Origin of the sequence: Cytobacillus sp. FSL R5-0569, from assembly GCF_038007265.1 — a bacterium.
GTDB classification, from domain to species: domain Bacteria; phylum Bacillota; class Bacilli; order Bacillales; family Cytobacillaceae; genus Cytobacillus; species Cytobacillus kochii.
Window position 1 is genome coordinate 1,666,346 of sequence record NZ_JBBOWW010000001.1, and the last position, 23,413, is coordinate 1,689,758.

Genomic DNA, 23,413 nt, shown 5'->3' on the forward strand with positions numbered 1-23,413 from the left:
AAGGGTGACATCAGTCACATTAGGCTCTTTTTATCGTGTTAAAAAGGATTGTTAATAAGGAATTTACTTGCCTTTATTTGGTGTTCAATTATAATGGGAATTGAAATATAAATAATCACCTTACGTTATGTCTTACATAAAGGAGTGATACTATGTTATCAAATATTGGTATACCGGGTCTCATTCTTATACTTGTACTGGCCCTCATTATTTTTGGGCCGAAGAAGTTACCTGAAATTGGACGAGCAGTGGGAGAGACGTTGAAAGAGTTTAAAAACTCTGCTAAAGGTTTAGCTAATGATGATGAGGACTCTAATGAAAAGAAGAAAAACAATTTAGAGAAGTAATTTCAACTAAAAGTTGGCATATCTTATGTCAGCTTTTTTGTTTGTAATAAAACAATATTGGATGACAATAGGATTATATATTGTGAATAAAACGTGCAAACTCATTGGTTATCTTTTTAAATAAAATGCCATATATTGAATACGCATTGCAAAGTTTCTAATACAAGGATAAAATTGAGGGTACGCAGTAGCGACAGATAAGAATTTATACATGTTAGTGAGGAATTTTATTATGAGTACATTTAAAGACGAAGTATTATCACGTCGAACATTTGCAATTATTTCCCACCCGGATGCTGGGAAAACAACTTTAACAGAAAAGCTTCTTTTATTCGGAGGGGCCATTCGTGATGCAGGGACTGTTAAAGGGAAAAAGACAGGGAAGTATGCAACAAGTGACTGGATGGAAATAGAAAAACAACGTGGTATTTCGGTTACGTCTAGTGTTATGCAGTTTGAGTATAATCAAGCTAAAATCAATATCTTAGATACACCAGGACACCAAGATTTCAGTGAAGATACTTATCGTACATTAACAGCAGTGGATAGTGCAGTAATGATCATTGATTCAGCAAAGGGGATCGAGGATCAGACTTTAAAACTCTTTAAAGTTTGCCGTATGAGAGGTATTCCTATTTTTACATTTATCAATAAATTGGATCGACAAGGTAAGATGCCGTTAGAACTTTTAGCAGAATTAGAAGAAGTAATGGGGATTGAATCATATCCGATGAATTGGCCAATAGGAATGGGGAAAGAGTTTCTAGGCATTTATGATCGTTTTAATAATCGCATTGAACAATTTAGGGTAGATGAAGAGGATCGTTTCCTTGAATTGAATGATGAAGGAGAAATTAACGAAGATCATTCTCTAAAACAATCGGGACTTTATGAACAAACGTTAGAAGAAATTATGTTGTTAAATGAAGCGGGTAATGAATTTTCGCGTGACCGCATTGCTTCAGGGGATTTAACACCTGTCTTCTTTGGCAGTGCTTTGACTAATTTTGGTGTGCAAACGTTTTTGGAATCTTATTTACAGTTTGCTCCTTCTCCTCAACCAAGAGAATCGACTGTTGGAGAAATCAATCCTTTAACAGAAGACTTCTCAGGGTTTATCTTTAAAATTCAAGCGAATATGAATCCTGCACATAGGGATAGAATCGCTTTTCTTAGAATTTGTTCAGGTAAATTTGAACGAGGGATGAGTGTAAATATTCCACGTCTCGGTAAACAAGTGAAATTAGCACAATCGACACAATTTATGGCAGATGATCGTAGTACTGTTAACGAAGCTGTAAGTGGCGATATCATTGGGATTTATGATCCAGGAACATATCAGATTGGTGACACATTAACAAGTGATAAAAATGGTTTCCAGTTTGAAAAATTACCTCAGTTCACCCCTGAATTATTTGTTCGAGTGACAGCAAAGAATGTAATGAAGCAAAAACATTTTCATAAAGGGATTCAACAGCTAGTGCAAGAGGGAGCTATTCAGCTCTTTAAAACTGTGAAAACAGATGAGTATTTACTCGGAGCAGTTGGACAATTACAATTTGAAGTATTTGAACATCGTATGAAAAACGAATATAACACGGAAGTATTAATGGAGAGGTTAGGCTCTAAAATTGCAAGATGGGTTGAAGGTGAGGACAATTACGATAACCTTTCTAGCTCACGTAGTTTACTTGTGAAGGACCGATATGAACATCAAGTGTTTCTATTTGAAAATGACTTTGCTCTTAGATGGTTCCAAGATAAAAATCCAGATGTACCATTATATAATCCGATGGATCAGCAGCAACAATAAGTATAATTACAGGCACGCACAATTTTTGTGCGTGCTTTTAATATGCATCTTTAATTTTAGCAATCAACGTACAAGGCTGACATGTTTGGCACGAACATCATCTTGCTTTTTAAAGAAGAAGGTTGATCCACAGACGAGTTTTAGCAACCGTAGTTGTCCGTAAAGTATAGGCTAAGGTCAAATTATTTATATGAAAATAATGATTGACAGTAAATGAAATACAGATTATAGTATAAATACGTTACAAAAATACTTTAGTGCATAAAAGCGTTTAAGTAAAATAGTATTATTAGTTTTTATATAATTTAACCGGTAGTGCCAGTAGAGGATTTATGAACAGCTAAAGAGACTGAATGGTTGGTGAAAGTTCAGGTCATAAATTTTTCGAATTACACCTACCTATAAAGGTTAAAATAGATGAAGTGGACAAGTGTGGTGTCTTGTCAATTAGGGTGGTACCGCGGAGATCATTCGTCCCTAAATAAGGGATTTATGAGCTCTTTTTTTACGCTTTTAGAAATATTGGAGGTTAATTTATTATGCAACAAGAACCAAGCATCAAAGTAAAAACATGGGAAGCTATACTTATCACAATCATTCTCCTTAGTGGTATAAGTTATTGTATGATTGCCCTTGAGGCACCACCACATATTCCCATTGTATTATCGATGATCATTTTAATTATTTATGGATTATGTAAAGGCGTTAAGTATAGAGAAATAGAACAAGGCATTATGGATGGGACAAAGTCAGGGCTTGGCGCTACATTTTTATTCTTTTTTATTGGTATGTTAATAAGTAGTTGGATGGCAAGCGGGACAATTCCAACGTTCATTTATTATTCTTTAGATATTGTAGGACCGAATTATTTTTATGCCATTAGTTTTGTTGTTACCGCTATTATTGGTATGAGTATTGGCAGTTCATTAACAACAGCAGCGACTATTGGTGTTGCATTTATGGGATTGAGTGGTGCATTAGATTTAAACCCGGCTATTACTGCAGGTGCAATTATCTCAGGAGCATTTTTTGGAGATAAAATGTCTCCACTGTCTGATACAACTAATTTAGCATCCATGACAGTTGGGGTTGATTTATTTGATCATATTAAAACAATGAGTATGACAACAATTCCTGTATTTATCTTATCCTTTATTATTTTTTTCCTAATTTCACCGAAGGGAATGGAAGAAGCCAGCTTAGTAAAAATTAATGAGATGCAGGAAGGTTTATTAGCGCTAGGGTTGGTGAAATGGTATGCAATCATACCTTTTCTTGTATTAGTTGTACTAGCGATAAAGAAAATACCTGCTTTAATTACATTAGCAGCTTCAATCGTTACGGCAATTATTGTTTCATTCTTTGTGCAAAATGAAATGAATTTAGCTAAGCTTATTACTATTTTATTTAGTGGTTATACATCAAATAGTGGGATTGAGGATATCGACTCATTATTAACTAGAGGTGGAATGGAAAGTATGTTTTTCTCTATTTCACTGGTCCTATTGGCTTTAGCAATGGGAGGGTTATTTATTAAATTAGGGATATTAGCAGCACTTATTCGTGGGATTACTGACTACTTATCTAAACGTGGCCCATTAATTTCAGCAACAGCTTCAACGGCAGTTGGTATCAATTTTATTGTAGGTGAGCAGTATTTATCTATCCTATTAACAGGTAACGCTTATAAAGACTCTTTTAGTAAAGCGAACTTGCATCCTCGATATTTATCCAGGGTTTTAGAGGACGCTGGTACAGTGGTTAATCCTCTTGTACCGTGGAGTGTTTGTGGAATCTTTCTAACGACAGTGCTAGATGTTAATACATTAACCTACTTGCCATTTGCCTTATTTTGCTTAATAAGTCCATTAATGACTATTTTATATGGTTGGACAGGTTGGACAATGAAGAAGCAGTAATCATTCAATTTGTATAATATAAGCCATTTTCTCTTCTAGATTTCTAATAGATGAAGAGAAAATTGGCTTTTTTATTTTTTTATAAAAGGGATGTAAAATTATTGAAATAAGTTCATAAAATATTCTCGCTTTCCCATTATTTTAGTGAAAGTTGTCTTAGATTTTGATGACGTTTTGATATATTTTAATTTTTGATAACATTTTTTTAGTTATATTTCACAAGTATGAAAGTTGCACAACTTTTGTCATTATATTGTAGTGAATGTGGTATAAAAATATTCTTTACCCCTATAATTTTCTAATTTTACCCGTATATTTGTAAAGATAGGTTAATAAAGTTTGTGGCAAGTCTTCATGCTCAATTCATCTAAATTTCCTGTGTTATAATTTGGGTGAATAAAGAGGTGAATGCATGATTAAATCACTGTTTAGAGGCTTGAAGACACAACATAAAACCATTGAAGAAGAAGTTTTTGCAATTCAAAATGGTGATCGACAATTAAGAGATGTGTTTATAAATAAATTTAAACCTTTTGTAGCAAAGTCGGTATCTTTAGTTTGCAGGAGATTTATATATGATTCCGATGATGAATTTAGCGTGGGTTTAATCGCTTTTAATGATGCTATTAATAATTATAATCGAGCAAAAGGGACAAGTTTCGTTTCTTTTGCTGAGGTTGTTATTAAACGAAGAGTGATTGATTATATTAGACAGCAATCGAAACATCAGAACCTTAGTTTAGATGCAAGCCATCACTATGAGGATGGTTCGAATGAGCAAGCCAGTGCATTAATAGAATCAGAAATATCGATAAGGGGCTACTTAGAAATACAAGATCAACAGGCAAGGAAGGAAGAAATAATTAAGTTCACGAATGATTTATCTCATTTTGGTATTAGTTTCAAAGAGATTGTAAAATGCTCGCCAAAACATGCCGATGCAAGAAGGACAGCTATTGAAATTGCCCAATTAATTGCCAATGATGTGATGTTGAAAGACCTGTTATATTCCACCAAAAAATTACCCATCAAGCATATGGAATCAAGAATAAAAGTAAGTAGAAAAACAATAGAAAGAAATCGTAAATACATTATTGCAATGACATTAGTTCTATGTAATGACTTTGTCTATTTAAAGGATTATTTGAAAGGGGTGTTAGAAACGTGAAAAGAGGAGTGATTGTCGCTATTGATGAACGTTTCTTAACACTTTTAACAAATGAAGGAGAATTTTATTTTAGTTATAAATACGAAGCAATATATGAAATAGGTCAAGAGATTGAGTTTGAGCCTGTGATGAAAAACCATAAGGTAGAATCTGTTAAAAAACCGAAATATGTAAAAATGATTATGATTGCTGCTGTATTTATTCTTTCCTTTTTAGGCTTATCCTTATGGCCTAATCATTCTGAACAGACAATCTACGCTTATATGACCATTGATATTAATCCAAGTATTGAACTAGCCGTAAATGAACAATTCGAAGTGATTCAATTGAAGGGTTACAATGCAGATGGAAAAAAAATCATTCAAGAGATATCGGATTGGAAAAATAAACAGTTTGATACCATATTTTCAGATATCCTTTTAATTTGTAAGAGTCAGGGTTATATGCAAAAAGGAAAAGAATTAACGTTCGCCACAGTTGTCATGTCAGATCAATATTTTAAAGAAGAAAGATTAAGGAAACATACTGACTTTGTTACAAGGGAATTAAATGAAGAAGATGTAAGTTTGCATTTAATTGAAGGCTCTAAAACAGAACGAGAGTTAGCTCAAGAAAAAGGACTTACTCTAGGGGCATACATGGAGTTGAACGAGAAGACTGAATATGACAATACCGCAAAATCGGATGTAAATGAATCTGAGGAAGAAAAAAAGACTGCAAGTGATAAAGAAGAAAGTAAGGAAGATAACAAAGAAAGTGAAATAAAAAAAGAAAAGGAAACATCCATAGAAGTGAAGGAAGAGAAGGGGACAGTGCCCACTTCTGATGATAATGAAGCTATCGATCCAAATATAGAGACAAATGAATCAATACCAAATAATGAGGTTGAAGAGAAGAAGTTTCGTTATAAGAAGCATATTGATGATGAACACAATGACTCTTCGGCTGTCACTAATAAGGAGATTGAAAATAAAAAATTTAAAGGAAAACATAAAAATAAAAATGATGATGATGACGATGATGAGAAAGAACAAAATGATACCGATAATTCCGATGTTCATGACGACGATGAATGGCATAATAGGCATAATCAAGACAAGCACAATAATGAAAAAAGGGATAAACATAATGAAAGGAAAAAATATAATAAAGAATCACCATAATTGCAAGATTTATGGGTATAATAAAAAGTCCGAGTTGAACCTCGGACTTTTGCCATGTTATTTTTGTTTTCCAGAAAGTTCTGCTTGAGCTTGTTGGACTAATCTTTTTGTAATTTCTCCTCCAACTGAACCGTTAGATCTGGAAACAGTATCCGAACCTAACTGTACGCCAAACTCTTGAGCAATTTCATATTTAACTTGATCTAAATATTGTTCAATTCCCGGTACTAAAAGTTTATTACTATTCTTTGGCATGATTACACATCTCCTAAAGATAATTTACAGTAATTGATATCACTGTATTTGTATTATGATGTATTGCGTTTATTTCATGAGTGGTAAATTAGCTGTTTGTATCCTTGTTTTGGCAAAGAAAGAATAATTAGCTTTCAAAACAGGGGTAGATTATATTATTATAGAGTGTAATTGAGTTTAGTTGAGGTGAAAAACGTTTGTTAAAAGATTTAAAAGACTGGATAAATAGGCGTTCGCCAGCACAAATAATCACTGCATATTATTTCTTGTCGATTTCAATTTCTGTAGGACTCCTCTATTTACCAGGTGTGAATCAAAAAGGTGTAGAAGTTAGCTTTATAGATACTGTATTTACTGCTGTAACTGCTGTTAGCGTAACGGGGTTAACCGTTGTTGATTTATCACAAACCTATAGTGTTTTTGGTTATTTTGTGATTATGATTATTATGCAATTTGGTGGAATTGGTATTATGGCATTAGGTACATTCTTTTGGATGTTGTTAGGTAAGAAAATTGGATTGAAGAGTAGAAAACTAATTATGGTTGATCACAATCAGTATGCGCTTTCTGGGCTTGTTCAACTAGTGAAAGAAATAATTAAATTAATGATTCTTATCGAAGTAATAGGAATGTTTATACTTGGCTTTCATTTTTTAAAGTATTATCCTACGTGGGACGAAGCTTTTCTCCACGGATTATTTGCCTCTGTAAGTGCAACAACAAATGGAGGGTTAGATATAACAGGTTCATCAATGATTCCATATGCCCATGATTATTTCGTGCAGTTTATTACAATCATTTTAATCTCTTTAGGGGCAATTGGTTTTCCTGTTTTAATCGAAGTCAAAGCTTTTCTATTAAAACGTAAATGGGAAAACTCTCTCCCGTATCGTTTTTCTTTATTTACTAAAGTAACAACCGTTACATACGCTTTTTTACTCGTTTTTGGAACAATTATTATTTTAGTTATGGAGTTTCAGCATTTTTTTAAAGGGCTATCATGGCATGAAAGTTTCTTTTATGCACTATTTCAGTCAGCGACGACGAGAAGTGGTGGGTTAGCAACAATGGATGTTAGTGAATTTACTTTACCAACCCTCTTGATTATGAGTATTATGATGTTTATTGGTGCTTCACCGAGCTCTGTTGGTGGAGGTATACGGACAACTACCTTTGCCTTAAATATTTTATTTATCTGGAATTTTGCCAAAGGAAATAAACATGTGAAAATCTTCCGCAGAGAAATTCATCAAGATGATATATTGAAATCTTTGGTTATTACAATTTTAGCCACGCTTTTATGCTTTGTAGCAGTGGTGTTGATTAGCATTACCAATACACATTTATCACTTATTTCCATAATATTTGAAGTTTGCTCTGCTTTTGGAACGACTGGTCTTTCCATGGGGATAACAGCTGATTTAAGTAATACTGGAAAAATTGTCATTATGATACTAATGTTTGTCGGTAGAATAGGCTTAACCTCATTTTTATATATCATAGGTGGTAAAGAAGAAAAGCCACATTATCATTATCCAAAGGAAAGAATTATTATTGGATAATTAGGTTGATATGAAAACCAAGCTTAATAAAGAGCTTGGTTTTCTAATCTGCTTTATAACCTGCATCTTTTGTTGGGTGAGAGAAGGGAGCATCCGGTAATTCTTTTTCTTCTATAAGTGCGCGATTCTCAGGGGTATTAAAACCAATATCATTTGTTGGATGAACCCATTTGTCTCCAGCCATCACAGCTGGGTCTACGTCATCACTCCAATTCTCAAGTGGAGACTGCTCTGATACATAATTACTATCCCCAATTGTTACCCCAAATTCGTTTACAAAAGGTGGTTGAAGCTTCTTATGACTTTTTCGAAAGTCAGGTGAAGAAATTTGATGTGGTAAACTTTCTATTTCGCTTCGCTCTTGCTTGTTTTTTCTTTTCACTTATTATCACTCCTCTTTTTATCTTTCTCTTCTGTTTAATCGTTTATGAGATTGAACATGAAGAAATAAAAGGTAAGCATAATGACCCTAAATTAGGCGGAAAATATGTTTGTTCTTACGAAATATGAAGGAGGAGTCAGAAAATGAAGAGAAAAGCTAGCCATCGTGCTGTTGAAAAATATAGTAAGACACCAAAAGCCAATCAAGAAGATGTTGAATTTTCAGCTGAATTTACTAGTGGTGAAAATGTAAATAAAGGTGCCAACCGCAATTCAAAACAAGGAAGAAAAGGGAGAAGTTAAATGTACCAGTTGAAAAATGAGCGGAAACAGAAACAGCCTCCTCAAGTGAATGTTGAGTTCGGGATGGAGTTTGGCGATTTGAACGCTTCAAAGATTTATGAAGTTACAAGTAAAAAAGTCAAGGTTAATAAGAAATGAAAGTACAAGCCAGAAAAGTTCAAACTACTTTTCTGGCTTGTTTTTTCATTCTATGATGCAAACACAGCTGCCTGTTCTTTGGCATAATATACAACCATCACAGATTCATCCATTTCAATGAAACCGGTCTGAATATATTTCTCAAGATTAAATGGAAGCTTCTCTACAATGGAATGCTTATATAGTTCTTTTTCGTTTAAATGTAATTGAGCAAAGTCTTTGCTGACGGAACTTGGATCTTTCAGAAAATGTTGATAAAGCAAAGATCGTTCTTTTTTGTCAATTGAGGATGGCCACCAAGGTTTTCTAGGTTTATATTTTTGATTAGATAGGTAATCATATTTCATTAAGCCTTCTATGACCTCTAAATTTTTCACTTTTGTATCCTCTAAGAAAGAAAATAATCGATGGAATAAATCTTCTAATTGGTGGCCAATTCTTGACCAGCCTTTCCCTTCCCAATAACTTCCGAACTCTTGGAAAAAATCAAAAGGGGTAGGGAAAATGTTTGTAACTAAGTATTCAATCGTATGATCCATCCGATGGTCATTCCAATATTTTTCTAATACATCTTCTACTTGTTTGATTCGGATAATATCTTGGAATGATAATACATTGTTTCCAAGGATTTCATAAGGTGATTGATCCATATAAATATATTGGTGATTGGCAGCACTTTGTCTTAACCCTGTACCCCTCAACATTTTTAAAAATCCTAGTTGTAATTCTTCTGGACGCAGAGCAAAAACATCATTGAAGGTCTTCTTGAATGATGCATAATCCTCCTCAGGCAAACCAGCAATTAAATCAAGATGCTGATCAATCTTGCCACCTTCTTTTACCATTGTCACTGTTCGAGTCAACTTCTGAAAGTTTTGTTTTCGCTTCACTAATTCATTCGTATAATCATTAGTTGATTGTACGCCAATTTCAAACCGGAATAAACCAGCAGGTGCGTGATCGTTTAGAAATTGAATGACTTCTGGCCTCATAATATCAGCTGTAATTTCGAATTGAAAAACCACGCCAGGCATATGTTCATCAATAAGAAATTGAAACATTTCTAACGCGTAACTCCGGCTAATATTAAATGTTCGATCCACAAATTTAATCGTTTTCGCACCGTTTCGCATTAAATAACGAATATCTTCTTTCACCTTTTCACGATCAAAATATCGAACACCAACTTCAATGGAAGAAAGACAGAATTGACAACTAAAAGGGCAGCCCCTACTCGTTTCAATATATGTAACCCTTTTGCCAAGTTCCCTCTTATCCTCTTCAAATCGAAAAGGAGAGGGGAGTTCACGAAGGTTAAGTTTGTTGTTTTGTGGATTAACATGCAATTTGCCATCTTCAAGATAAGCAATGCCGTTCACTTTGCGCCAATCCTTTTCACCATCTATTTGATGAAGTAGCTGTTTAAAAGTTTCTTCACCTTCACCTACAGCGATAAAATCAATCTCTGAAACATTCTCTAACCATTCAGGGACATCATAGGTCACTTCTGGTCCACCAAGTATAATTATTACTTCCGCATTTATTTTTTTGATCATACGAATGACTTTAATTGTTTCTTCAATATTCCATATATAACAACTGAAACCTATGACATCTGGTTGCTTATTAATTAAATCAGTAACAATATTCATAACTGGGTCTTTAATTGTATATTCAGCTAGTTCAACGTTGAAATCAGGCTCAGCAAATGCTTTTAAATACCTTATGGCAAGGTTAGTATGAATATATTTAGCGTTTAATGTTGACGCAATGACTTTCATTTTCTTCTCCTTTTATATGCATTAAGAAAAGCGGTCGAGGCATAAATACCTAACAGCTTCTTATCTTTGACTAACGTTTTCATTTGACAGTTTTCTAGGCAATACATTTTATTTTATCATAATTTTTATTAAAATCCTAAAGTCAAAAATTAATAAGTTTTAACATTGACTTCATATTGTCTTTAAATTGGTAAGGTATGATTAACCTATCAAAGGAGGAGTGATAAGATGTTAATCGCAGCGATTATACAGTGGCACCGCTTTTGGTTTGTTGGTATAAATTACTTTTTAGAAGGTGATATACCTGAGTGGTTGTTTCACCGACTATTTTCGAAGTCCATGCATCATCAAGAAAAGCTCATCTTTTTCTTGAAGAAACAGAAGGTCACCTCACGCACAAGGAGAGCATCAATACATGGGTAGTATTGTTATAAATAATATAAAAAAATGGCTATAGACATATACTCATCAAAAGTATAATATCTATAGCCATTTATTTATTCTTTACGATTGTTTTTTTCTTCTTCAATAATCCCATCATTTCCTTTATCAATGCCAGTAGCCTGATTGATCATCATGGAGAAAAGGTTTAAACCTTGATCCATTGGATCCATTTCATATTGTTTTTGGCCAATTTTTCGAGATTTTTCAATATCACTCATTAAAGGCACCTCCATGTTAATTAGGTTGCACTAGTTAATTTGGCACCATTCATAAATGAAAGAATTAATTATTTTTGGTTAAGGTAATGTTGTAAGCACATGGCACAAGTGATGGAATCTTTACTAATAAACTTTATCCGCCTTAAATCTGAACGATTAACTATTGTAAAGTGATGATAAGTAAAACCACATTCCGTCTTTTTTTGATTTTTAACAATATGAACTACATTATCTTGTTTACTTACAATTGTTGGAAACATCATAAACGTTTTACTCCTTTTATACCTGGTACTAATATGTGATAATGTAATGATAATCTATTTTGTGTTTTTTGTGAAATGATAAAATAAGGTAATCGAAAGGAAATTTGATACATAATTAGAAATTTATGAAGTGGATAGTGCCGATTAAAATAGTAGTGTTTATTAAGAAGATTTTAGTCGCAAATTTATTTAGATGACCAAATTAATCGCAGTGTTTTTATTAAATTTAAATAAACAGTCTGTTTATATAGGAATAAAAGACAATAACGGCAAGGAGATTTATGAAGTGGATGTCATTATAGTTACTGACCAAGAGCATTTTTAAGGTATTAAATTTTGATGAAGCATTCTTTCAACTGCTGAATTTGCCTGAATTAAATGAACAAAGGAATATAAAGAAAGAACTTTGTAGATTATTGCAAACAAAGGGGTACATACATCTAAAGAATTCTTTTATCAAAATGAGCACCAAGATCAGGGTCTAGGTGCTCCGGGAGGATGAAAGTAAGGGGGGATTTTTAGCCAGCCTCTTTTGTGCATTGTGTTTTTAAGATTCATACTAAATATCATTTTTTCTGCATAAAATCTAGCCCACATAAGTCCAATATCATTTCTAATTGATTGAGTCATGTTAGTTGAACACATCATGATATTTGAAGCGATTTTAATACTAATTAAATTTGCAATTTCATCATTTGTAGATTTAACACCTAATGGAATGTTATTCGGATCAGAGTTAGGCTTCGATTGAGCTGTATTTGAAAGAGGGATACCTTCATTTATCATAAAATTTTCTAAAGTTCTTTTTTGGTGTTCAGCTAATCTTTTCGATTCAGTTAATAAATCTAATAAGTCTTTATCAGTAGTTGTATTTAAACAAGTTTCTAATGCAGGAATTTCTTCAGCAATTGAAGTGTAGTACAACCAACACCCCATGGCTTCTCCTATATGTGGATTTTGTTTAGGATCATCTTCTATCGATGTTGATTTTATGTAATTTATAACTGCTTGAAAAGCGTTAGGCAATGATCATCCCTCCGTAATCTTTAGTTATTTAATCTAAATTATCTCCAAAAGTTAAATAACTATGTGTGTAATGAGAATATAAGAAAATGTACCATGAAATAAATAAACTAAAGTTGCGCTCAATTGATCAGATAGGACTTATTAGCAAATTATAGTACTCGAACATAAAAACGTAGGAGGAACTTATTCGTTTTCATTAAGTCGGAGAACCCATAAAAACATGCTGATTCTAACAAAATGCTTGCAGATATGAAAAAATAGCAATGCATCGTTAGGAAATGCTACCAATAGAAAAGTTTGCTAACATGGATTAAAGTTGATTAGGTGATGCCGTAAATTAACAAAAGGTAGCTGGGGTAAATCCAGAGGGCTTGTACCCCTCTGGATCGAAAATTAAATGGCAGTGAATCTATTTACCTTTCCGCCGCTATCCTGAACAATAGCAAGTCCTAATATTGCATTGATTAAATCTGGTATATTAATATCTTGGGCATCTAAAATATAAGCAACAGTACCTCCACCTAATGGGAAACTATTACACCCAATGATATAAAGTTGACCTTGCTCTACTTGATATTCTTTTAGTGCAGGTGCTCCAGAACCTGGAAATGTACAGCTTGATTCAGCAGTTTCACCACCTGAGGTAAGAACAATAACATCACCTAAACCTGGAACAGGAACAGTTATAGCCATAAATATCAAACTTCCTTTCAAATCTAATTGACAGCTGACTTTGTATCTTATGTTAATCAAATGTGAAAGATTGGATTTAAAACCTAAAGAAGTAAAAATGATATTAATGACCACTGTATATTAAACAAATAATCGATTGATTGAGCTAAGCTAGGTTTACATATAAATAAGTAAGTAGGAAGGGACATTTTTTGAATAAAAATATTAAAAAATTCATTCCGACCCTAACTATTATTTTTTACTGGAATGTAAGAAATGGAAATTAAAAATAAAAGGTCGATAACCCCCTTTAATACCAAGGGTTATCGACCTTTTATAATTAGCGTCCCAGATAGGAATCGAACCTACGACCTACAGCTTAGGAGGCGGTCTTACTTAATATGAATGGTAGGGGAGAAGTTAGAAAGATACTTATTAAATCAACGTTTTTTGGATGTGTGTAGGATATAATAGGATGAAAAATGGAACAAAATTATCGATTTCGACCCCATTTCGACCCCAAACGGACCCCTAAGCTTTTTTCTTGAATAATTGGTCAAAATGGTTAGCGGCAGTTTTATCAGCTTCTTCTAATACATGCCCATATATGTTCATAGTAGTAGATATATCCGCATGTCCTAATCTTTCACTAATTACTTTTGCATGAACACCTTCATTTATAAGAATTGTTGCTGAGGTATGGCGTAGGTCGTGGAAACGTATATGCTTGAATTTATTTTTGGATGTAAAACGTCTCCACCATTGTCCGATACTATCGGGGCGAATAGGTTTATTAAATACATTCGCAAATACAAAGAAGTGATCTTCCCATTCCAACATATCGCCAACTTTAAATTTTTCTTTTTTTCGTTGGTGATAGAGCCTATCTAATAACAGAATAACTCCATCAGGTACAGTCACGGTTCTGTCTTTACCAGTTTTTGTACCTTTTATAGTGACTCCTTGACCTAAAACTTCGGTTATTGCTTGTTCGATGCGAATTGTGTTTTTTTCAAAGTCTATATGTTTCCATTCCAGAGCCGCGATTTCACCTTCTCGAGCTCCAGTTGTAACCGCAAGCATAATTAACGTTCTCCAAAATAAATCTTTATCTTTCAGTAAATCAATTAATTGAGTTAGTTCTTCCTTTGAGTACACTTCTGACTTTTTAGATTTACCATTGGGTGGTTTAGCGCCAATTGCAGGATTTTCATTAATTAATTTCCATCTTTTTGCACAGGATAAAACATTATTAAATGCCTTATAGCAATTTAGAATGGAAGAGGCTGAAAGTTTGCCTTCTTTACCATCTAAACGTTGACCATCTTTTTTTAGATCATTTATAAAATTTACAACATGGATAGTTTTAATTTCTTCTAATTTGAAGTGACCATACTTAGGTAATATTCTCTTTTCTAAAATGCTGATGTAATTTTGTAGAGTATCAGGTGATAAAGTATCTTTAGCGTGTTTATCTAACCATTGAGGGATAAATGTTTTTAATGTTAGCTTATCTTCAGCTTTAAAGTATTTCCCGGTTAGTATTTCTGCTTCAAAAACGGTAAGCTCTTTTTTTGCTGCTTTCATATTTTTTGCTTTTATTGTTTTTCTTTCTCTTATGGGGATGCCCTTATCGTTGTAACCGATGATTACAGTCAATCGATAGCTTCCGTTTCCACGATCCTCGACGTTTGCCATTTTAAAACCTCCTTAAGAATATATGTTCGCTTTTTGGTTGAAAAGAAACTCTGCCTTTTGGACAGAGTAGTTAACTATTTAAAATCTTTTCTTTTTCCTTCTGGTATTTTTGTTGTCATCATACGAAAAATATCATCCATGTTCCAAAAGAGCAGCATACTAGAAAAGTAACCACCATAATTATGGAACCTAGCTTATTATTTCCATCACTCACCCAATAAGTAGTAAACGCTGCCGCAATAAATGATATTATTAATATTGCAATAACTGCGAACAAACCTTCAAAAAAACTCATTCTATTCCCACCTTTTAATCATTCCAATCTATAGTAAATTAAACTACTATTATCGCGTATCTTTAGACCTAGCTATCTAGTAAATTTTTTTACCATATCTGAAAGTTCAATAGGTATACCATACTCCATGCAAACATGTTTTATATCTGTGTATTCCGAAAAATCACAACGGTTTAAAAGAAAAGAAACAGCAAACATATTTGCTTCAACTTCTATTCTTTCTGATGAAAATAATGTTTTTTCTCTTAAAAAGGGTGTATTAACTCTTGGGTGTAGTTCTGAGTGACCTAATTCATGGGTACAGGTGAACTTTTTTTCTAATTGGTTCAAATTACTGTTAATAACAATATACTTATTTTTTCTATCATATTTATAGAAACCTTTAATTTCATGATGCAAATCCCATTCGATTACATGTATATGCTTTTTCTCAGCTAACTCGAATGGGTCACAAGTCTTTTGTTTATTTATCAACACATCTACTTTGCTTTTTATCCAATTCACAACAGCGCCTCACATTCCTAATCGTTCTCTTTATCTCTATACTTTTTAGGGATGTACTTTTTATTAATTCTTTGTGTTTGTCTAAATATGTGTTCCATGGCGTCGGTTAGTGATTCAATAGCTTCTTCACTCATTGGTTCTCCCATAAAACTAAGTCCATCTTGCTCTGTGAGATCTTTCTTAAATTCTTCAAGTCTTTTAGCAATGTCTTTTTCTTCTTTGGATATTGTATTATTTCTTTTACTACCTTTTTCACCAGTAATTAAGTAATCAATAGAAGTTCCATATAAAGATGCTATTTTTGATAACATATCTTTATCTGGCGTCCTTATACCGTATTCCCAGTTGGCATATGTAGATACAGTTTTTATGCCAAGTCTCCTAGCAACCTCAGTTTTAGACCAACCTCTGCTTTCTCTTAATTCTTCAAGCCTTTTGGCTATGTCTTTTTCTTCTTTTTTGCTAAAAGAGTCCCCTTTATTTAAAAAAGTAGGTTCTAAATAACCAGCAGCTATCATTAAACTGTCGTACTCTACTCTAAGTGCATCAGCAATTTTTTTTATAGTAGCTGGCTTCGGTACTCCTCGTTTACCCGTTTCAATTCTAGATAATTGAGCAGCACTAATCTCAGAGTATAGCGCAACTTGATTTAAGGTGAGATTTTTTGATTCTCTAATTTTCTTTATATAAGTACCAAATTCATTCATATTATCCATCCATTCAACCATTATTTCACCTGATATTTACATTTTAGTTCCCTGTATTACCAAAAGGCAATTAATTATTAAAAATTCTATGAAAAAGTGTTGCCTTTTGGTAAAATAGATGATATATTATTACCATAAGGTAATTACCAAAAGGTAAGGAAGTGGTGAATTGAAAAAATCAACAGACATCATAGTCAAAGTGAACTTTCTAAAAAAGTACCTTAACGATAATAACTTATCGGAAAGTAAGTTTGCTGAGACAATTGGAGTAGCACATAGTACGGTAAATAGGATTTTTAATGGAAAAAGAAATCCTGGTAGCAAGTTTATTGCTGGTGTTTTAAAGAACTATACTGATCTTAATTTTGATTCAGTTTTTTCTTATGAAAATGAATTACCAAAAGGTAATAAGAAACATACTGCCTAGAAGGAGGTCCAATTTGAAAGTTAAACGATTAGTCCTAATAACCGGAGATCAATATGAACAAGTCGAGTTATTCAAAGAAGTTCCTTCTTGGATAAACGAGAATGTGCCTGATGACTTCATTGGCGTGAAAAATGACACATTCAAAATCTACATTAACTCAACAATGATTGTTTCTCTAGAATTTGAGCATTCGAATTTGAAACTTATTTCATAAGTTAGGGGGAGCACCATGAACCTTACAGACAAAGTAATTTGGGCTGAAATCAAGTACAACATCCTTCTAGCGGCCTTACACATCGAGAATAGTGAATCCAATGATCTGGTTTTATCAAAGCTCTTAGAAGTAGTTTCATTGTTAGAAAATACTGAACCGAATGGAGTGAAGAAAGGTTGAACCGCAAAACAATTACTGCGCAAGAAGCAGCTGAAATTATTGGTATCCATATAGATACTCTCTACACGATGGTACGACAGAAACAAATTCCTCACATCAAAGCTCGTGCAAGAATCCTATTCAGGGTCGAAACACTTGATGCTTGGATGCGAGAACAAGAACAAAAAAGTTTGGAGGCAATGTAAATGAACAATTTGCAAATCATCAATCAAAACGGCCAGTTATTAGTTGGTAGTCGTGAAGTTGCTGAAATGGTAGGTAAACGACATGCTGATTTATTAAGAAGTGTTGAGAATTATATCGAGATTTTAACCAACGCAAAATTGCGTTCGTTAGATTTCTTTATAAAAAGCACTTACGAAGATCAAAAAGGCGAAAAAAGAATTTGTTATCTGCTAACACGAAAAGGTTGCGACATGGTAGCCAATAAAATGACTGGTGAAAAAGGTGTGCTCTTCACTGCAACTTACGTAACTCAATTCGAAAAGATGGAGCAGCAACTTAAACAACCATTCAATCTCCCATCTACATACAAAGAAGCACTCCTCATGCTCATTGAAAAAGAAGAGGAGAGAGAGCAACTGCACACTGAAAACCTTATGCTAGGTCAACGTGTTGCTGAATACGAACCGAAAATTACTTACTTAGATCAAATTCTTTCATCTACAGATTCCGTCACTATCACTCAAATCGCTGCTGATTACGGAATGTCAGCTCAGAAGTTTAATAAGATACTTCATGAATCAGGTATCCAGTATAAGATCAATGGTCAGTGGATACTATACACCAAATACAAGTCAGAGGGATATACGAAATCTAAAACCACAGATGTACTGAGAAGTGATGGAACTACAAAGGTAGTCATGAATACGCAATGGACACAAAAAGGACGGCTTTTTATCTACAACGTTCTTAAGGCAAAAGAGATTTATCCAATGATGGATATCCAAGTAGATAAACAGCTTAAGTTAGTTAGTGGTAGTAAACGATGAGTGGAGCCAACCATTCATCGCTACATACCGCCTCGAAAAATTTCTTGAGTCAGAAACCATCCGGCGAAGCTGCCAGGCAAAAACCGGATGTGTTCCTTCACAATCTATTATATTTCAACTCTCTCAAATTTTCTGTACACATTTTAGAACAAAATGTTCTAATTTCGAACATTTGGAGGGAGGTGATCTTCTTGCAATATGGTTCGCTGTTAAAGCGATATCGCCAGATTAGAGGATTGTCTCAGGAGGAATTGGCGGAACGCATGCATATGCCTCGTAGTAGTATTTCGAAAATTGAGAATAACAAGATGGAATTGAAAATATCTGATGCGATTAGATGGGGGCAAGTTACGAATACACCTCCAGATACACTACTAGCTATTTTGAGTGGTGGTCATGATACGGAACTATTAGAAATTGATAGGAGGGCAATATAAATGGATACAGCTATTCTGATGTTCTTATTTACCTTTAACGCTTTTATATTAGGGCTGATGATTGGAGACTTTACAAGCAAAAAAAATGAGCAGTGAACTGGCAGGCTCACTACTCAACGACTCATATGAAATAACCAACTTAATTATATCATTCATACGGTGTGGAAACAAGAACTTTTGTTCCCACCGTGCAGTGTCAAAGTATATCTACCAATCCCACCCCATCCCCTTACTTTGGCTCTGCACGGTGCGAATAAAGCGCCATGATCATTGACAATCGAACAGAAAGGAGTGAGCCATTTGAGTAAGAAAATCACGCTTGAAGCATTGATTAAGAGACTCCAAGAGGATGGCGTGAAAATTGACTGGTGTGTCAAATTCACAAATCTAAAGGAGGGTTGATTGATGGAGCATCCTGAGGTTACACAGTTACAAAGGACAGGCTATCCGAATTTGGTTGTACAGCCAGAACATGCCGGTATTGATTACTTTGGAGAAGAGATTCTCGAAGGTGATGAAATCGTTGAATATGACGGTGAGATTATCTTGGAGGGCAATCTTCAACGGTATTTATGCGAGGTACTTGGCTTTGAGTTCAAAAGTGCATAAAAAAGACTCCTGCGAGCAACAGGAGCCGATGATAAAACAATATTTAAAGTTATTTTAGCACAAAGCTTTGATAACGGTAAAGGGAGGATATCAAATGGCAGTTAGCAATGCAATATCAACAAAAGATATGAGCCGTTTTGAGTGGTTACAAGAACGTTCCAAAGGAATTGGTGGTAGTGATGCAAGTATTATCCTTGGGCTGAACAAATATAAGACAGCTTTTGAATTGTGGTTAGAAAAAACAGGACAAGTTGAACTGACTGAAATCAGTAGCGAAGCAGCATACTGGGGCAATGAAATGGAGGAAGTGGTTGCTAAGGAATTTGAGAAGCGAACTGAAAAAAAGGTGCGCCGCCGCAACTACATGTTTTCTCATCCTGATTACCACTTTATTAAGGCCAACATTGACCGCGAAGTTATGAAAGAGTCTGCCTTACTAGAGTGCAAGACTGCTAGTGCGTATTTAAAAGCTGAATGGGAAGGAGATGAAACCCCTGCTGCTTATCTGGTGCAAGTTCAACATTATCTGGCTGTAACAGGTAAAGAGAAAGCGTATATCGCAGTTTTGATTGGTGGAAATCACTTCACTTGGAAAGAAATCGAGCGAGATGATGAGTTAATTCAGATGATTATCGAGGCAGAGGTTAACTTCTGGGAAAAACATGTACTTGGCTTTGTTCCTCCTGAGTTAGATGGTTCAAGTGCAGCTGAACAATATCTCAAGGAGAAATACAACAAAGCAGAAGAAGGGAAAGAAATTGTTCTTCCTGCCAATTATAAAGAAATGCTTATCAATTATGAGCAAATCAAGAACGATGAGAAGCTCATTCAAACAGCTAAAAAGGATATTGAAAACAAGATCAAGGCAGAGTTGAAAGATGCAGAGGTGGGCATTGTAGACACACATATTATCACTTGGAAGAATGTTGTTTCTAATCGAGTGGATACAAAGGCATTAAAAGAAAAATTCCCTGACATTTATAAAGAAGTAATCAAACCATCTACATCCCGCCGTTTTGGCATTAAGGAGTTGAACTAATCATGGCAACAAATGCAGCATTAAAAAACCAAATTGCTAGTAAACAGGATGCAGCCCCTCAAAAGGTTGCTCCTCAAGCAAGGGGACTTAAAGGGCTATTAAATGCCCCAACAATGAAAAAGAAATTTGAGGATGTACTTGATAAAAAGGCTCCGCAGTTTTTGTCATCACTGTTAAACCTATACAACGGGGATTCTTATTTACAAAAAACTGATCCGATGACAGTAGTTACCTCCGCGATGGTTGCTGCAACTTTAGATTTACCAGTTGATAAAAATTTAGGGTATGCCTGGATAGTTCCTTACAGTGGCAAGGCTCAATTTCAACTGGGTTACAAGGGTTATATCCAGTTAGCCCTCCGTACAGGCCAATATAAAGGAATTAATGTTATCGAAGTGAGAGAAGGGGAGTTGGTTAAGTGGAATCGTCTTACTGAAGAGTTAGAGCTCAATCTAGATGGTGCCACAAGTGACAAAGTCATTGGGTATTGCGGTTATTTCAAGTTGATCAATGGCTTTGAGAAAACAGTCTACTGGACAAGAGGAGAAATTGAAGCACATAAAAAGAAATTCTCTAAGAGTGACTTCGGATGGAAAAAAGACTTTGATGCTATGGCTAAGAAAACGGTCTTAAGAAACATGCTTTCTAAATGGGGTATCTTGTCCGTCGAAATGCAGACGGCCGTTTCAAAAGATGAGCAAGTGCCAGAAATGAAGGATATCACCGAAGAAGTAGATCAACCAGATATTATCGATGCTGCCCCAGTGGATGAAAAGCCTAGTGCAGATATAGACATCGTGTTTGATGAAAATGAATAACCAGACAAATGTAGTCCTGCCTGCTTGGATTTTCGAGCAGGCGCAGGACAAAGAACAGTTGAAGACGCTTGTACTAGATTATATGCAAAAGTACCCGGATTATACCGTAAAACGGATAACTAAGCGATTCGCGGTTTGCGAGATTAATAGGTAAAAGGAGTAGTTAAAATGAAAGGCGCTTTCCAGGTGAGTAGGGAGATATTCGAAAACGAAATTTGGTCTGATGTTCTTAAGTTTAGGGTTTTCTTTTACATCCTTGGGAATGCGATCTTTTCTCAGGATGGAATAGAACATGCTGGAATCAAAATTGAAAGAGGTCAATATTTGAGGTCTTTGAGAAATTTGCAAGATGATTTGGCTTATAAGGAAGGTAGAGGAAATGCTCTCAAAAAGCCTCCTTTAGAGACTTTGAGAAGGAAGATTAAATCACTTGAAAATGAAGGACGAATAACGACCAAATCAACCGAATATGGGACACTCTTTACAGTCGTTAACTATGCTAAATATCAAGGTTTTGAACACTATAAGAATCAATCAATGGGTCAGAAGTGGGACAGCGATGAGACAGCTATGGGACAGCAACGGGACAATAATAAGAATGTTAATAAAGATAATAATGTTAAAGAAAAAAATACTACTACAACAACAGACCATCCCATCAAGTTGTTCGAAGAGTCACTTTGCCGATTATCACCAATTCAAATGGATTCTCTTAATCAGTGGATTGATGACTTCAAAGGCAATCAAGAAATTGTCAATGCAGCTATTAAACTAGCTGACAACAAAAACAAACGTAATTTTAACTTTGTGAATTTCATCCTTAAAGAGTGGCATAGCAACAATCTGATGGAAATCGATAGAGTACGAGCTTATGAACGAGAGAAGTTTAACAACTCTAAAGTAAAACCTTTCGCTCGTAAAGGCAAAGGTATTGTACGCACAGAAATGCTGCCTGATTGGTTTGAAGAAAATGAGCAACAATTTAAACCGCAGCCTAGCGATCAACCAGCAGTCAATGATGGTGAACAAATGAGCGAATTTGAGCGCTTGATGGAGTTACGAAAAAATTCGGGGAGTTGAAGGAATGGGAAACCTTTATAAAGCTGCTGTAATGCAAAAGAAGTTAAAACGTGATTTTATTCTTGGAAAACTTAGAGCATTAAACGTCACAGTCAGTCAAGAAGGGCTTCCATTAGATGAACTAGATTATGAGGATTTGAAATATGAATATGTACTTGCTTCATTCAGAGAAATAGATTCAGAGACAAGCAGTAACGCTTGGTTCTAAGGAGGAATATGAAATGACTATTCAAAATGTGAAACCAGTTTTAAAATGTCCGCAATGTAGCACACAAGGATACCTACTAGCTCCTGCAGGAAAATTAGTGTTAATGGAATGTGATGATACAAAGTGCGGCTATCAATGGCATACCATGGCTAAGGTTTGTCCAGAGTGTAAGAAACCTAACGGATACTTTGTCGATGGGCCATGTAGAAAATGCTATGCAGAGAAGTACATGTCCTCATGAAGAAACGTAACCCCGTTATTCAGAAAGCTTATGAACAAGGCAGGAAAGAGGGCTTTGCGTTAGGTGAGGATATGGGAGAACTGAAAGGTATTGCTAAGACAACATCATTTTTCCGCGAAAAATTTCTTGAGTTAGAAAAAACGCCAGGTATAGGACCGAAAACCTTGGATCGGATTCGCAAGGCAATCGGTGAGAAGTATTCTGAAGCAGGTGAGAGTAATGGTTCTTAAAAACGCAACAAAACAAAGACAAAAAAGAATCATTGTTTTAGAGGATTTGGATTTTTTATGGGATGAGTTGGAGCTAGAAGAAATCGCTCGTCAGTGGAAAGTTGGAAAAGACGTTAGGTTGATTGCTAGTAGTTTTAATAGAGATCCAGACGAAGTGTTATTAGCTCTCATCCATTTAGCAAAAGAGGATATGGTCTTCAAAAGAAATGGGGGACTTACCCTTGGATTTTAGAAAAGCAACTCTAGGGCAGCTATATTACATATCACGACACACAGAATTA

33 protein-coding genes are annotated in these 23,413 nt (G+C 34.7%); 23 read left to right on the forward strand and 10 right to left on the reverse strand.

Features of this window, described 5'->3' with window-relative positions; genetic code table 11:
• Window positions 1–152: 152 nt before the first annotated feature.
• The 5 genes from MKX78_RS08635 (at window position 153) to MKX78_RS08655 (ending at window position 6,410) form a co-directional block, all read left to right on the forward strand.
• Window positions 153–347, forward strand: a complete 195-nt coding sequence (locus MKX78_RS08635; RefSeq protein ID WP_095369736.1) for a twin-arginine translocase TatA/TatE family subunit — start codon at window positions 153–155, stop codon at window positions 345–347.
• A gap of 232 nt (window positions 348–579) precedes the next feature.
• Window positions 580–2,160 (forward strand): peptide chain release factor 3, encoded by a 1,581-nt coding sequence (locus tag MKX78_RS08640; RefSeq protein WP_341050512.1) that lies wholly within the window; start codon window positions 580–582, stop codon window positions 2,158–2,160.
• A 539-nt stretch (window positions 2,161–2,699) separates the two neighbouring features.
• A complete protein-coding gene (nhaC, locus tag MKX78_RS08645) occupies window positions 2,700–4,079 on the forward strand; it encodes a Na+/H+ antiporter NhaC (protein ID WP_180316981.1) in 1,380 nt (459 codons plus the stop codon).
• A gap of 412 nt (window positions 4,080–4,491) precedes the next feature.
• A complete protein-coding gene (gene sigI, locus MKX78_RS08650; RefSeq protein ID WP_095369734.1) occupies window positions 4,492–5,247 on the forward strand; it encodes an RNA polymerase sigma-I factor in 756 nt (251 codons plus the stop codon).
• Window positions 5,244–6,410 (forward strand): anti-sigma factor domain-containing protein, encoded by a 1,167-nt coding sequence (locus MKX78_RS08655; protein ID WP_095369733.1) that lies wholly within the window; start codon window positions 5,244–5,246, stop codon window positions 6,408–6,410. Before sigI ends, MKX78_RS08655 begins: the two co-directional genes overlap by 4 nt.
• Before the next feature lie 57 nt (window positions 6,411–6,467).
• Here MKX78_RS08655 and MKX78_RS08660 read toward each other — a convergent pair whose 3' ends face one another.
• A complete protein-coding gene (locus MKX78_RS08660) occupies window positions 6,468–6,665 on the reverse strand; it encodes an alpha/beta-type small acid-soluble spore protein (protein WP_095369732.1) in 198 nt (65 codons plus the stop codon).
• Between the two features lie 197 nt (window positions 6,666–6,862).
• Between MKX78_RS08660 and MKX78_RS08665 the strand changes: the two genes are divergently transcribed.
• Window positions 6,863–8,227 carry a TrkH family potassium uptake protein gene (locus tag MKX78_RS08665; protein WP_307314723.1) on the forward strand — a complete coding sequence of 455 codons (1,365 nt, stop codon included), beginning with the start codon at window positions 6,863–6,865 and terminating at the stop codon, window positions 8,225–8,227.
• A gap of 43 nt (window positions 8,228–8,270) precedes the next feature.
• Here MKX78_RS08665 and MKX78_RS08670 read toward each other — a convergent pair whose 3' ends face one another.
• Window positions 8,271–8,609 (reverse strand): DUF3905 domain-containing protein, encoded by a 339-nt coding sequence (locus tag MKX78_RS08670; protein ID WP_095369731.1) that lies wholly within the window; start codon window positions 8,607–8,609, stop codon window positions 8,271–8,273.
• A 143-nt stretch (window positions 8,610–8,752) separates the two neighbouring features.
• Between MKX78_RS08670 and MKX78_RS08675 the strand changes: the two genes are divergently transcribed.
• Window positions 8,753–8,911, forward strand: coding sequence for a hypothetical protein (locus MKX78_RS08675; protein WP_180316980.1), 159 nt, complete (start codon window positions 8,753–8,755; stop codon window positions 8,909–8,911).
• On the forward strand, window positions 8,912–9,049 hold the full coding sequence (locus MKX78_RS08680) for a hypothetical protein (RefSeq protein WP_307314721.1): 138 nt from the start codon (window positions 8,912–8,914) through the stop codon (window positions 9,047–9,049).
• Between the two features lie 50 nt (window positions 9,050–9,099).
• Here the strand turns inward: MKX78_RS08680 and MKX78_RS08685 are convergent, their stop codons facing one another.
• Complete coding sequence (locus MKX78_RS08685) at window positions 9,100–10,830, reverse strand: B12-binding domain-containing radical SAM protein (RefSeq protein ID WP_095369730.1); 1,731 nt, start codon at window positions 10,828–10,830, stop codon at window positions 9,100–9,102.
• A gap of 228 nt (window positions 10,831–11,058) precedes the next feature.
• Here MKX78_RS08685 and MKX78_RS08690 point away from each other — a divergent pair, with 228 nt between their 5' ends.
• Window positions 11,059–11,253, forward strand: a complete 195-nt coding sequence (locus MKX78_RS08690) for a hypothetical protein (RefSeq protein WP_095369729.1) — start codon at window positions 11,059–11,061, stop codon at window positions 11,251–11,253.
• 74 nt (window positions 11,254–11,327) lie between these two features.
• Here the strand turns inward: MKX78_RS08690 and MKX78_RS08695 are convergent, their stop codons facing one another.
• Together MKX78_RS08695 and MKX78_RS08700 are read right to left on the reverse strand one after the other, a co-directional pair.
• The gene (locus MKX78_RS08695; RefSeq protein ID WP_180316979.1) at window positions 11,328–11,492 is read right to left on the reverse strand and encodes a hypothetical protein; all 165 of its coding nucleotides are present in this window, start codon (window positions 11,490–11,492) and stop codon (window positions 11,328–11,330) included.
• 68 nt (window positions 11,493–11,560) lie between these two features.
• Window positions 11,561–11,755, reverse strand: a complete 195-nt coding sequence (locus MKX78_RS08700; protein WP_095369728.1) for a hypothetical protein — start codon at window positions 11,753–11,755, stop codon at window positions 11,561–11,563.
• Window positions 11,756–11,948: 193 nt separating this feature from the next.
• On the opposite strand from MKX78_RS08700, the gene MKX78_RS24500 reads away from it, so the two are divergent.
• A complete protein-coding gene (locus MKX78_RS24500; RefSeq protein WP_157733738.1) occupies window positions 11,949–12,080 on the forward strand; it encodes a YopX family protein in 132 nt (43 codons plus the stop codon).
• 149 nt (window positions 12,081–12,229) lie between these two features.
• Here the strand turns inward: MKX78_RS24500 and MKX78_RS08705 are convergent, their stop codons facing one another.
• From MKX78_RS08705 to MKX78_RS08725, 5 genes are all read right to left on the reverse strand, one after another.
• On the reverse strand, window positions 12,230–12,781 hold the full coding sequence (locus tag MKX78_RS08705; protein ID WP_341050520.1) for a DUF3231 family protein: 552 nt from the start codon (window positions 12,779–12,781) through the stop codon (window positions 12,230–12,232).
• A 393-nt stretch (window positions 12,782–13,174) separates the two neighbouring features.
• Complete coding sequence (locus MKX78_RS08710) at window positions 13,175–13,474, reverse strand: hypothetical protein (RefSeq protein ID WP_095369726.1); 300 nt, start codon at window positions 13,472–13,474, stop codon at window positions 13,175–13,177.
• 510 nt (window positions 13,475–13,984) lie between these two features.
• On the reverse strand, window positions 13,985–15,151 hold the full coding sequence (locus MKX78_RS08715; RefSeq protein ID WP_341050521.1) for a tyrosine-type recombinase/integrase: 1,167 nt from the start codon (window positions 15,149–15,151) through the stop codon (window positions 13,985–13,987).
• Window positions 15,152–15,518: 367 nt separating this feature from the next.
• A complete protein-coding gene (locus MKX78_RS08720; RefSeq protein WP_341050522.1) occupies window positions 15,519–15,950 on the reverse strand; it encodes an ImmA/IrrE family metallo-endopeptidase in 432 nt (143 codons plus the stop codon).
• 17 nt (window positions 15,951–15,967) lie between these two features.
• Entirely contained in the window at window positions 15,968–16,678 is a 711-nt protein-coding gene (locus MKX78_RS08725) for a helix-turn-helix domain-containing protein (RefSeq protein ID WP_341050523.1), read from the reverse strand.
• Window positions 16,679–16,826: 148 nt separating this feature from the next.
• Here MKX78_RS08725 and MKX78_RS08730 point away from each other — a divergent pair, with 148 nt between their 5' ends.
• The 13 genes from MKX78_RS08730 to MKX78_RS08790 all read left to right on the forward strand — a co-directional run bounded on the left by MKX78_RS08730 (window position 16,827) and on the right by MKX78_RS08790 (window position 23,364).
• On the forward strand, window positions 16,827–17,084 hold the full coding sequence (locus MKX78_RS08730; protein ID WP_341050525.1) for a helix-turn-helix domain-containing protein: 258 nt from the start codon (window positions 16,827–16,829) through the stop codon (window positions 17,082–17,084).
• Between the two features lie 13 nt (window positions 17,085–17,097).
• Complete coding sequence (locus MKX78_RS08735; protein ID WP_341050527.1) at window positions 17,098–17,298, forward strand: hypothetical protein; 201 nt, start codon at window positions 17,098–17,100, stop codon at window positions 17,296–17,298.
• A gap of 15 nt (window positions 17,299–17,313) precedes the next feature.
• On the forward strand, window positions 17,314–17,478 hold the full coding sequence (locus MKX78_RS08740; protein ID WP_341050529.1) for a hypothetical protein: 165 nt from the start codon (window positions 17,314–17,316) through the stop codon (window positions 17,476–17,478).
• On the forward strand, window positions 17,475–17,663 hold the full coding sequence (locus MKX78_RS08745; RefSeq protein WP_341050532.1) for a helix-turn-helix domain-containing protein: 189 nt from the start codon (window positions 17,475–17,477) through the stop codon (window positions 17,661–17,663). Before MKX78_RS08740 ends, MKX78_RS08745 begins: the two co-directional genes overlap by 4 nt.
• The gene (locus MKX78_RS08750) at window positions 17,664–18,470 is read left to right on the forward strand and encodes a phage antirepressor KilAC domain-containing protein (RefSeq protein WP_341050535.1); all 807 of its coding nucleotides are present in this window, start codon (window positions 17,664–17,666) and stop codon (window positions 18,468–18,470) included.
• Window positions 18,471–18,661: 191 nt separating this feature from the next.
• A complete protein-coding gene (locus MKX78_RS08755; protein ID WP_341050538.1) occupies window positions 18,662–18,907 on the forward strand; it encodes a helix-turn-helix domain-containing protein in 246 nt (81 codons plus the stop codon).
• Window positions 18,908–19,312: 405 nt separating this feature from the next.
• Window positions 19,313–19,516: a YqaI family protein gene (locus MKX78_RS08760; RefSeq protein WP_341050540.1), complete on the forward strand. Its 204-nt coding sequence runs from the start codon at window positions 19,313–19,315 to the stop codon at window positions 19,514–19,516.
• 94 nt (window positions 19,517–19,610) lie between these two features.
• Window positions 19,611–20,555 carry a YqaJ viral recombinase family nuclease gene (locus MKX78_RS08765; RefSeq protein WP_341050543.1) on the forward strand — a complete coding sequence of 315 codons (945 nt, stop codon included), beginning with the start codon at window positions 19,611–19,613 and terminating at the stop codon, window positions 20,553–20,555.
• 2 nt (window positions 20,556–20,557) lie between these two features.
• Complete coding sequence (locus tag MKX78_RS08770; RefSeq protein ID WP_341050546.1) at window positions 20,558–21,373, forward strand: recombinase RecT; 816 nt, start codon at window positions 20,558–20,560, stop codon at window positions 21,371–21,373.
• Between the two features lie 168 nt (window positions 21,374–21,541).
• A complete protein-coding gene (locus tag MKX78_RS08775; protein WP_341050550.1) occupies window positions 21,542–22,453 on the forward strand; it encodes a DnaD domain-containing protein in 912 nt (303 codons plus the stop codon).
• Between the two features lie 4 nt (window positions 22,454–22,457).
• Complete coding sequence (locus MKX78_RS08780) at window positions 22,458–22,661, forward strand: hypothetical protein (RefSeq protein WP_341050553.1); 204 nt, start codon at window positions 22,458–22,460, stop codon at window positions 22,659–22,661.
• 237 nt (window positions 22,662–22,898) lie between these two features.
• On the forward strand, window positions 22,899–23,132 hold the full coding sequence (locus MKX78_RS08785) for a hypothetical protein (protein ID WP_341050557.1): 234 nt from the start codon (window positions 22,899–22,901) through the stop codon (window positions 23,130–23,132).
• Window positions 23,122–23,364 carry a hypothetical protein gene (locus MKX78_RS08790; protein ID WP_341050560.1) on the forward strand — a complete coding sequence of 81 codons (243 nt, stop codon included), beginning with the start codon at window positions 23,122–23,124 and terminating at the stop codon, window positions 23,362–23,364. The genes MKX78_RS08785 and MKX78_RS08790 overlap by 11 nt, the downstream gene beginning before the upstream one ends.
• Window positions 23,365–23,413 lie beyond the last annotated feature (49 nt).

Bases quoted from the DNA above. Each gene is read 5' to 3' on its own strand.
- MKX78_RS08700 (WP_095369728.1), bottom strand. From the start codon at position 11,755: ATGATGTTTCCAACAATTGTAAGTAAACAAGATAATGTAGTTCATATT.
- MKX78_RS08640 (WP_341050512.1), top strand. From the start codon at position 580: ATGAGTACATTTAAAGACGAAGTATTATCACGTCGAACATTTGCAATT.
- MKX78_RS08635 (WP_095369736.1), top strand. From the start codon at position 153: ATGTTATCAAATATTGGTATACCGGGTCTCATTCTTATACTTGTACTG.
- nhaC (WP_180316981.1), top strand. From the start codon at position 2,700: ATGCAACAAGAACCAAGCATCAAAGTAAAAACATGGGAAGCTATACTT.
- MKX78_RS08685 (WP_095369730.1), bottom strand. From the start codon at position 10,830: ATGAAAGTCATTGCGTCAACATTAAACGCTAAATATATTCATACTAAC.
- MKX78_RS08750 (WP_341050535.1), top strand. From the start codon at position 17,664: ATGAACAATTTGCAAATCATCAATCAAAACGGCCAGTTATTAGTTGGT.
- MKX78_RS08780 (WP_341050553.1), top strand. From the start codon at position 22,458: ATGGGAAACCTTTATAAAGCTGCTGTAATGCAAAAGAAGTTAAAACGT.
- sigI (WP_095369734.1), top strand. From the start codon at position 4,492: ATGATTAAATCACTGTTTAGAGGCTTGAAGACACAACATAAAACCATT.
- MKX78_RS08690 (WP_095369729.1), top strand. From the start codon at position 11,059: ATGTTAATCGCAGCGATTATACAGTGGCACCGCTTTTGGTTTGTTGGT.
- MKX78_RS08695 (WP_180316979.1), bottom strand. From the start codon at position 11,492: ATGAGTGATATTGAAAAATCTCGAAAAATTGGCCAAAAACAATATGAA.
- MKX78_RS08675 (WP_180316980.1), top strand. From the start codon at position 8,753: ATGAAGAGAAAAGCTAGCCATCGTGCTGTTGAAAAATATAGTAAGACA.
- MKX78_RS08680 (WP_307314721.1), top strand. From the start codon at position 8,912: ATGTACCAGTTGAAAAATGAGCGGAAACAGAAACAGCCTCCTCAAGTG.
- MKX78_RS08765 (WP_341050543.1), top strand. From the start codon at position 19,611: ATGGCAGTTAGCAATGCAATATCAACAAAAGATATGAGCCGTTTTGAG.
- MKX78_RS08775 (WP_341050550.1), top strand. From the start codon at position 21,542: ATGAAAGGCGCTTTCCAGGTGAGTAGGGAGATATTCGAAAACGAAATT.
- MKX78_RS08740 (WP_341050529.1), top strand. From the start codon at position 17,314: ATGAACCTTACAGACAAAGTAATTTGGGCTGAAATCAAGTACAACATC.
- MKX78_RS08725 (WP_341050523.1), bottom strand. From the start codon at position 16,678: ATGGTTGAATGGATGGATAATATGAATGAATTTGGTACTTATATAAAG.
- MKX78_RS08785 (WP_341050557.1), top strand. From the start codon at position 22,899: ATGAAGAAACGTAACCCCGTTATTCAGAAAGCTTATGAACAAGGCAGG.
- MKX78_RS08660 (WP_095369732.1), bottom strand. From the start codon at position 6,665: ATGCCAAAGAATAGTAATAAACTTTTAGTACCGGGAATTGAACAATAT.
- MKX78_RS08760 (WP_341050540.1), top strand. From the start codon at position 19,313: ATGGAGCATCCTGAGGTTACACAGTTACAAAGGACAGGCTATCCGAAT.
- MKX78_RS08715 (WP_341050521.1), bottom strand. From the start codon at position 15,151: ATGGCAAACGTCGAGGATCGTGGAAACGGAAGCTATCGATTGACTGTA.
- MKX78_RS08790 (WP_341050560.1), top strand. From the start codon at position 23,122: ATGGTTCTTAAAAACGCAACAAAACAAAGACAAAAAAGAATCATTGTT.
- MKX78_RS24500 (WP_157733738.1), top strand. From the start codon at position 11,949: ATGACCAAATTAATCGCAGTGTTTTTATTAAATTTAAATAAACAGTCT.
- MKX78_RS08770 (WP_341050546.1), top strand. From the start codon at position 20,558: ATGGCAACAAATGCAGCATTAAAAAACCAAATTGCTAGTAAACAGGAT.
- MKX78_RS08710 (WP_095369726.1), bottom strand. From the start codon at position 13,474: ATGGCTATAACTGTTCCTGTTCCAGGTTTAGGTGATGTTATTGTTCTT.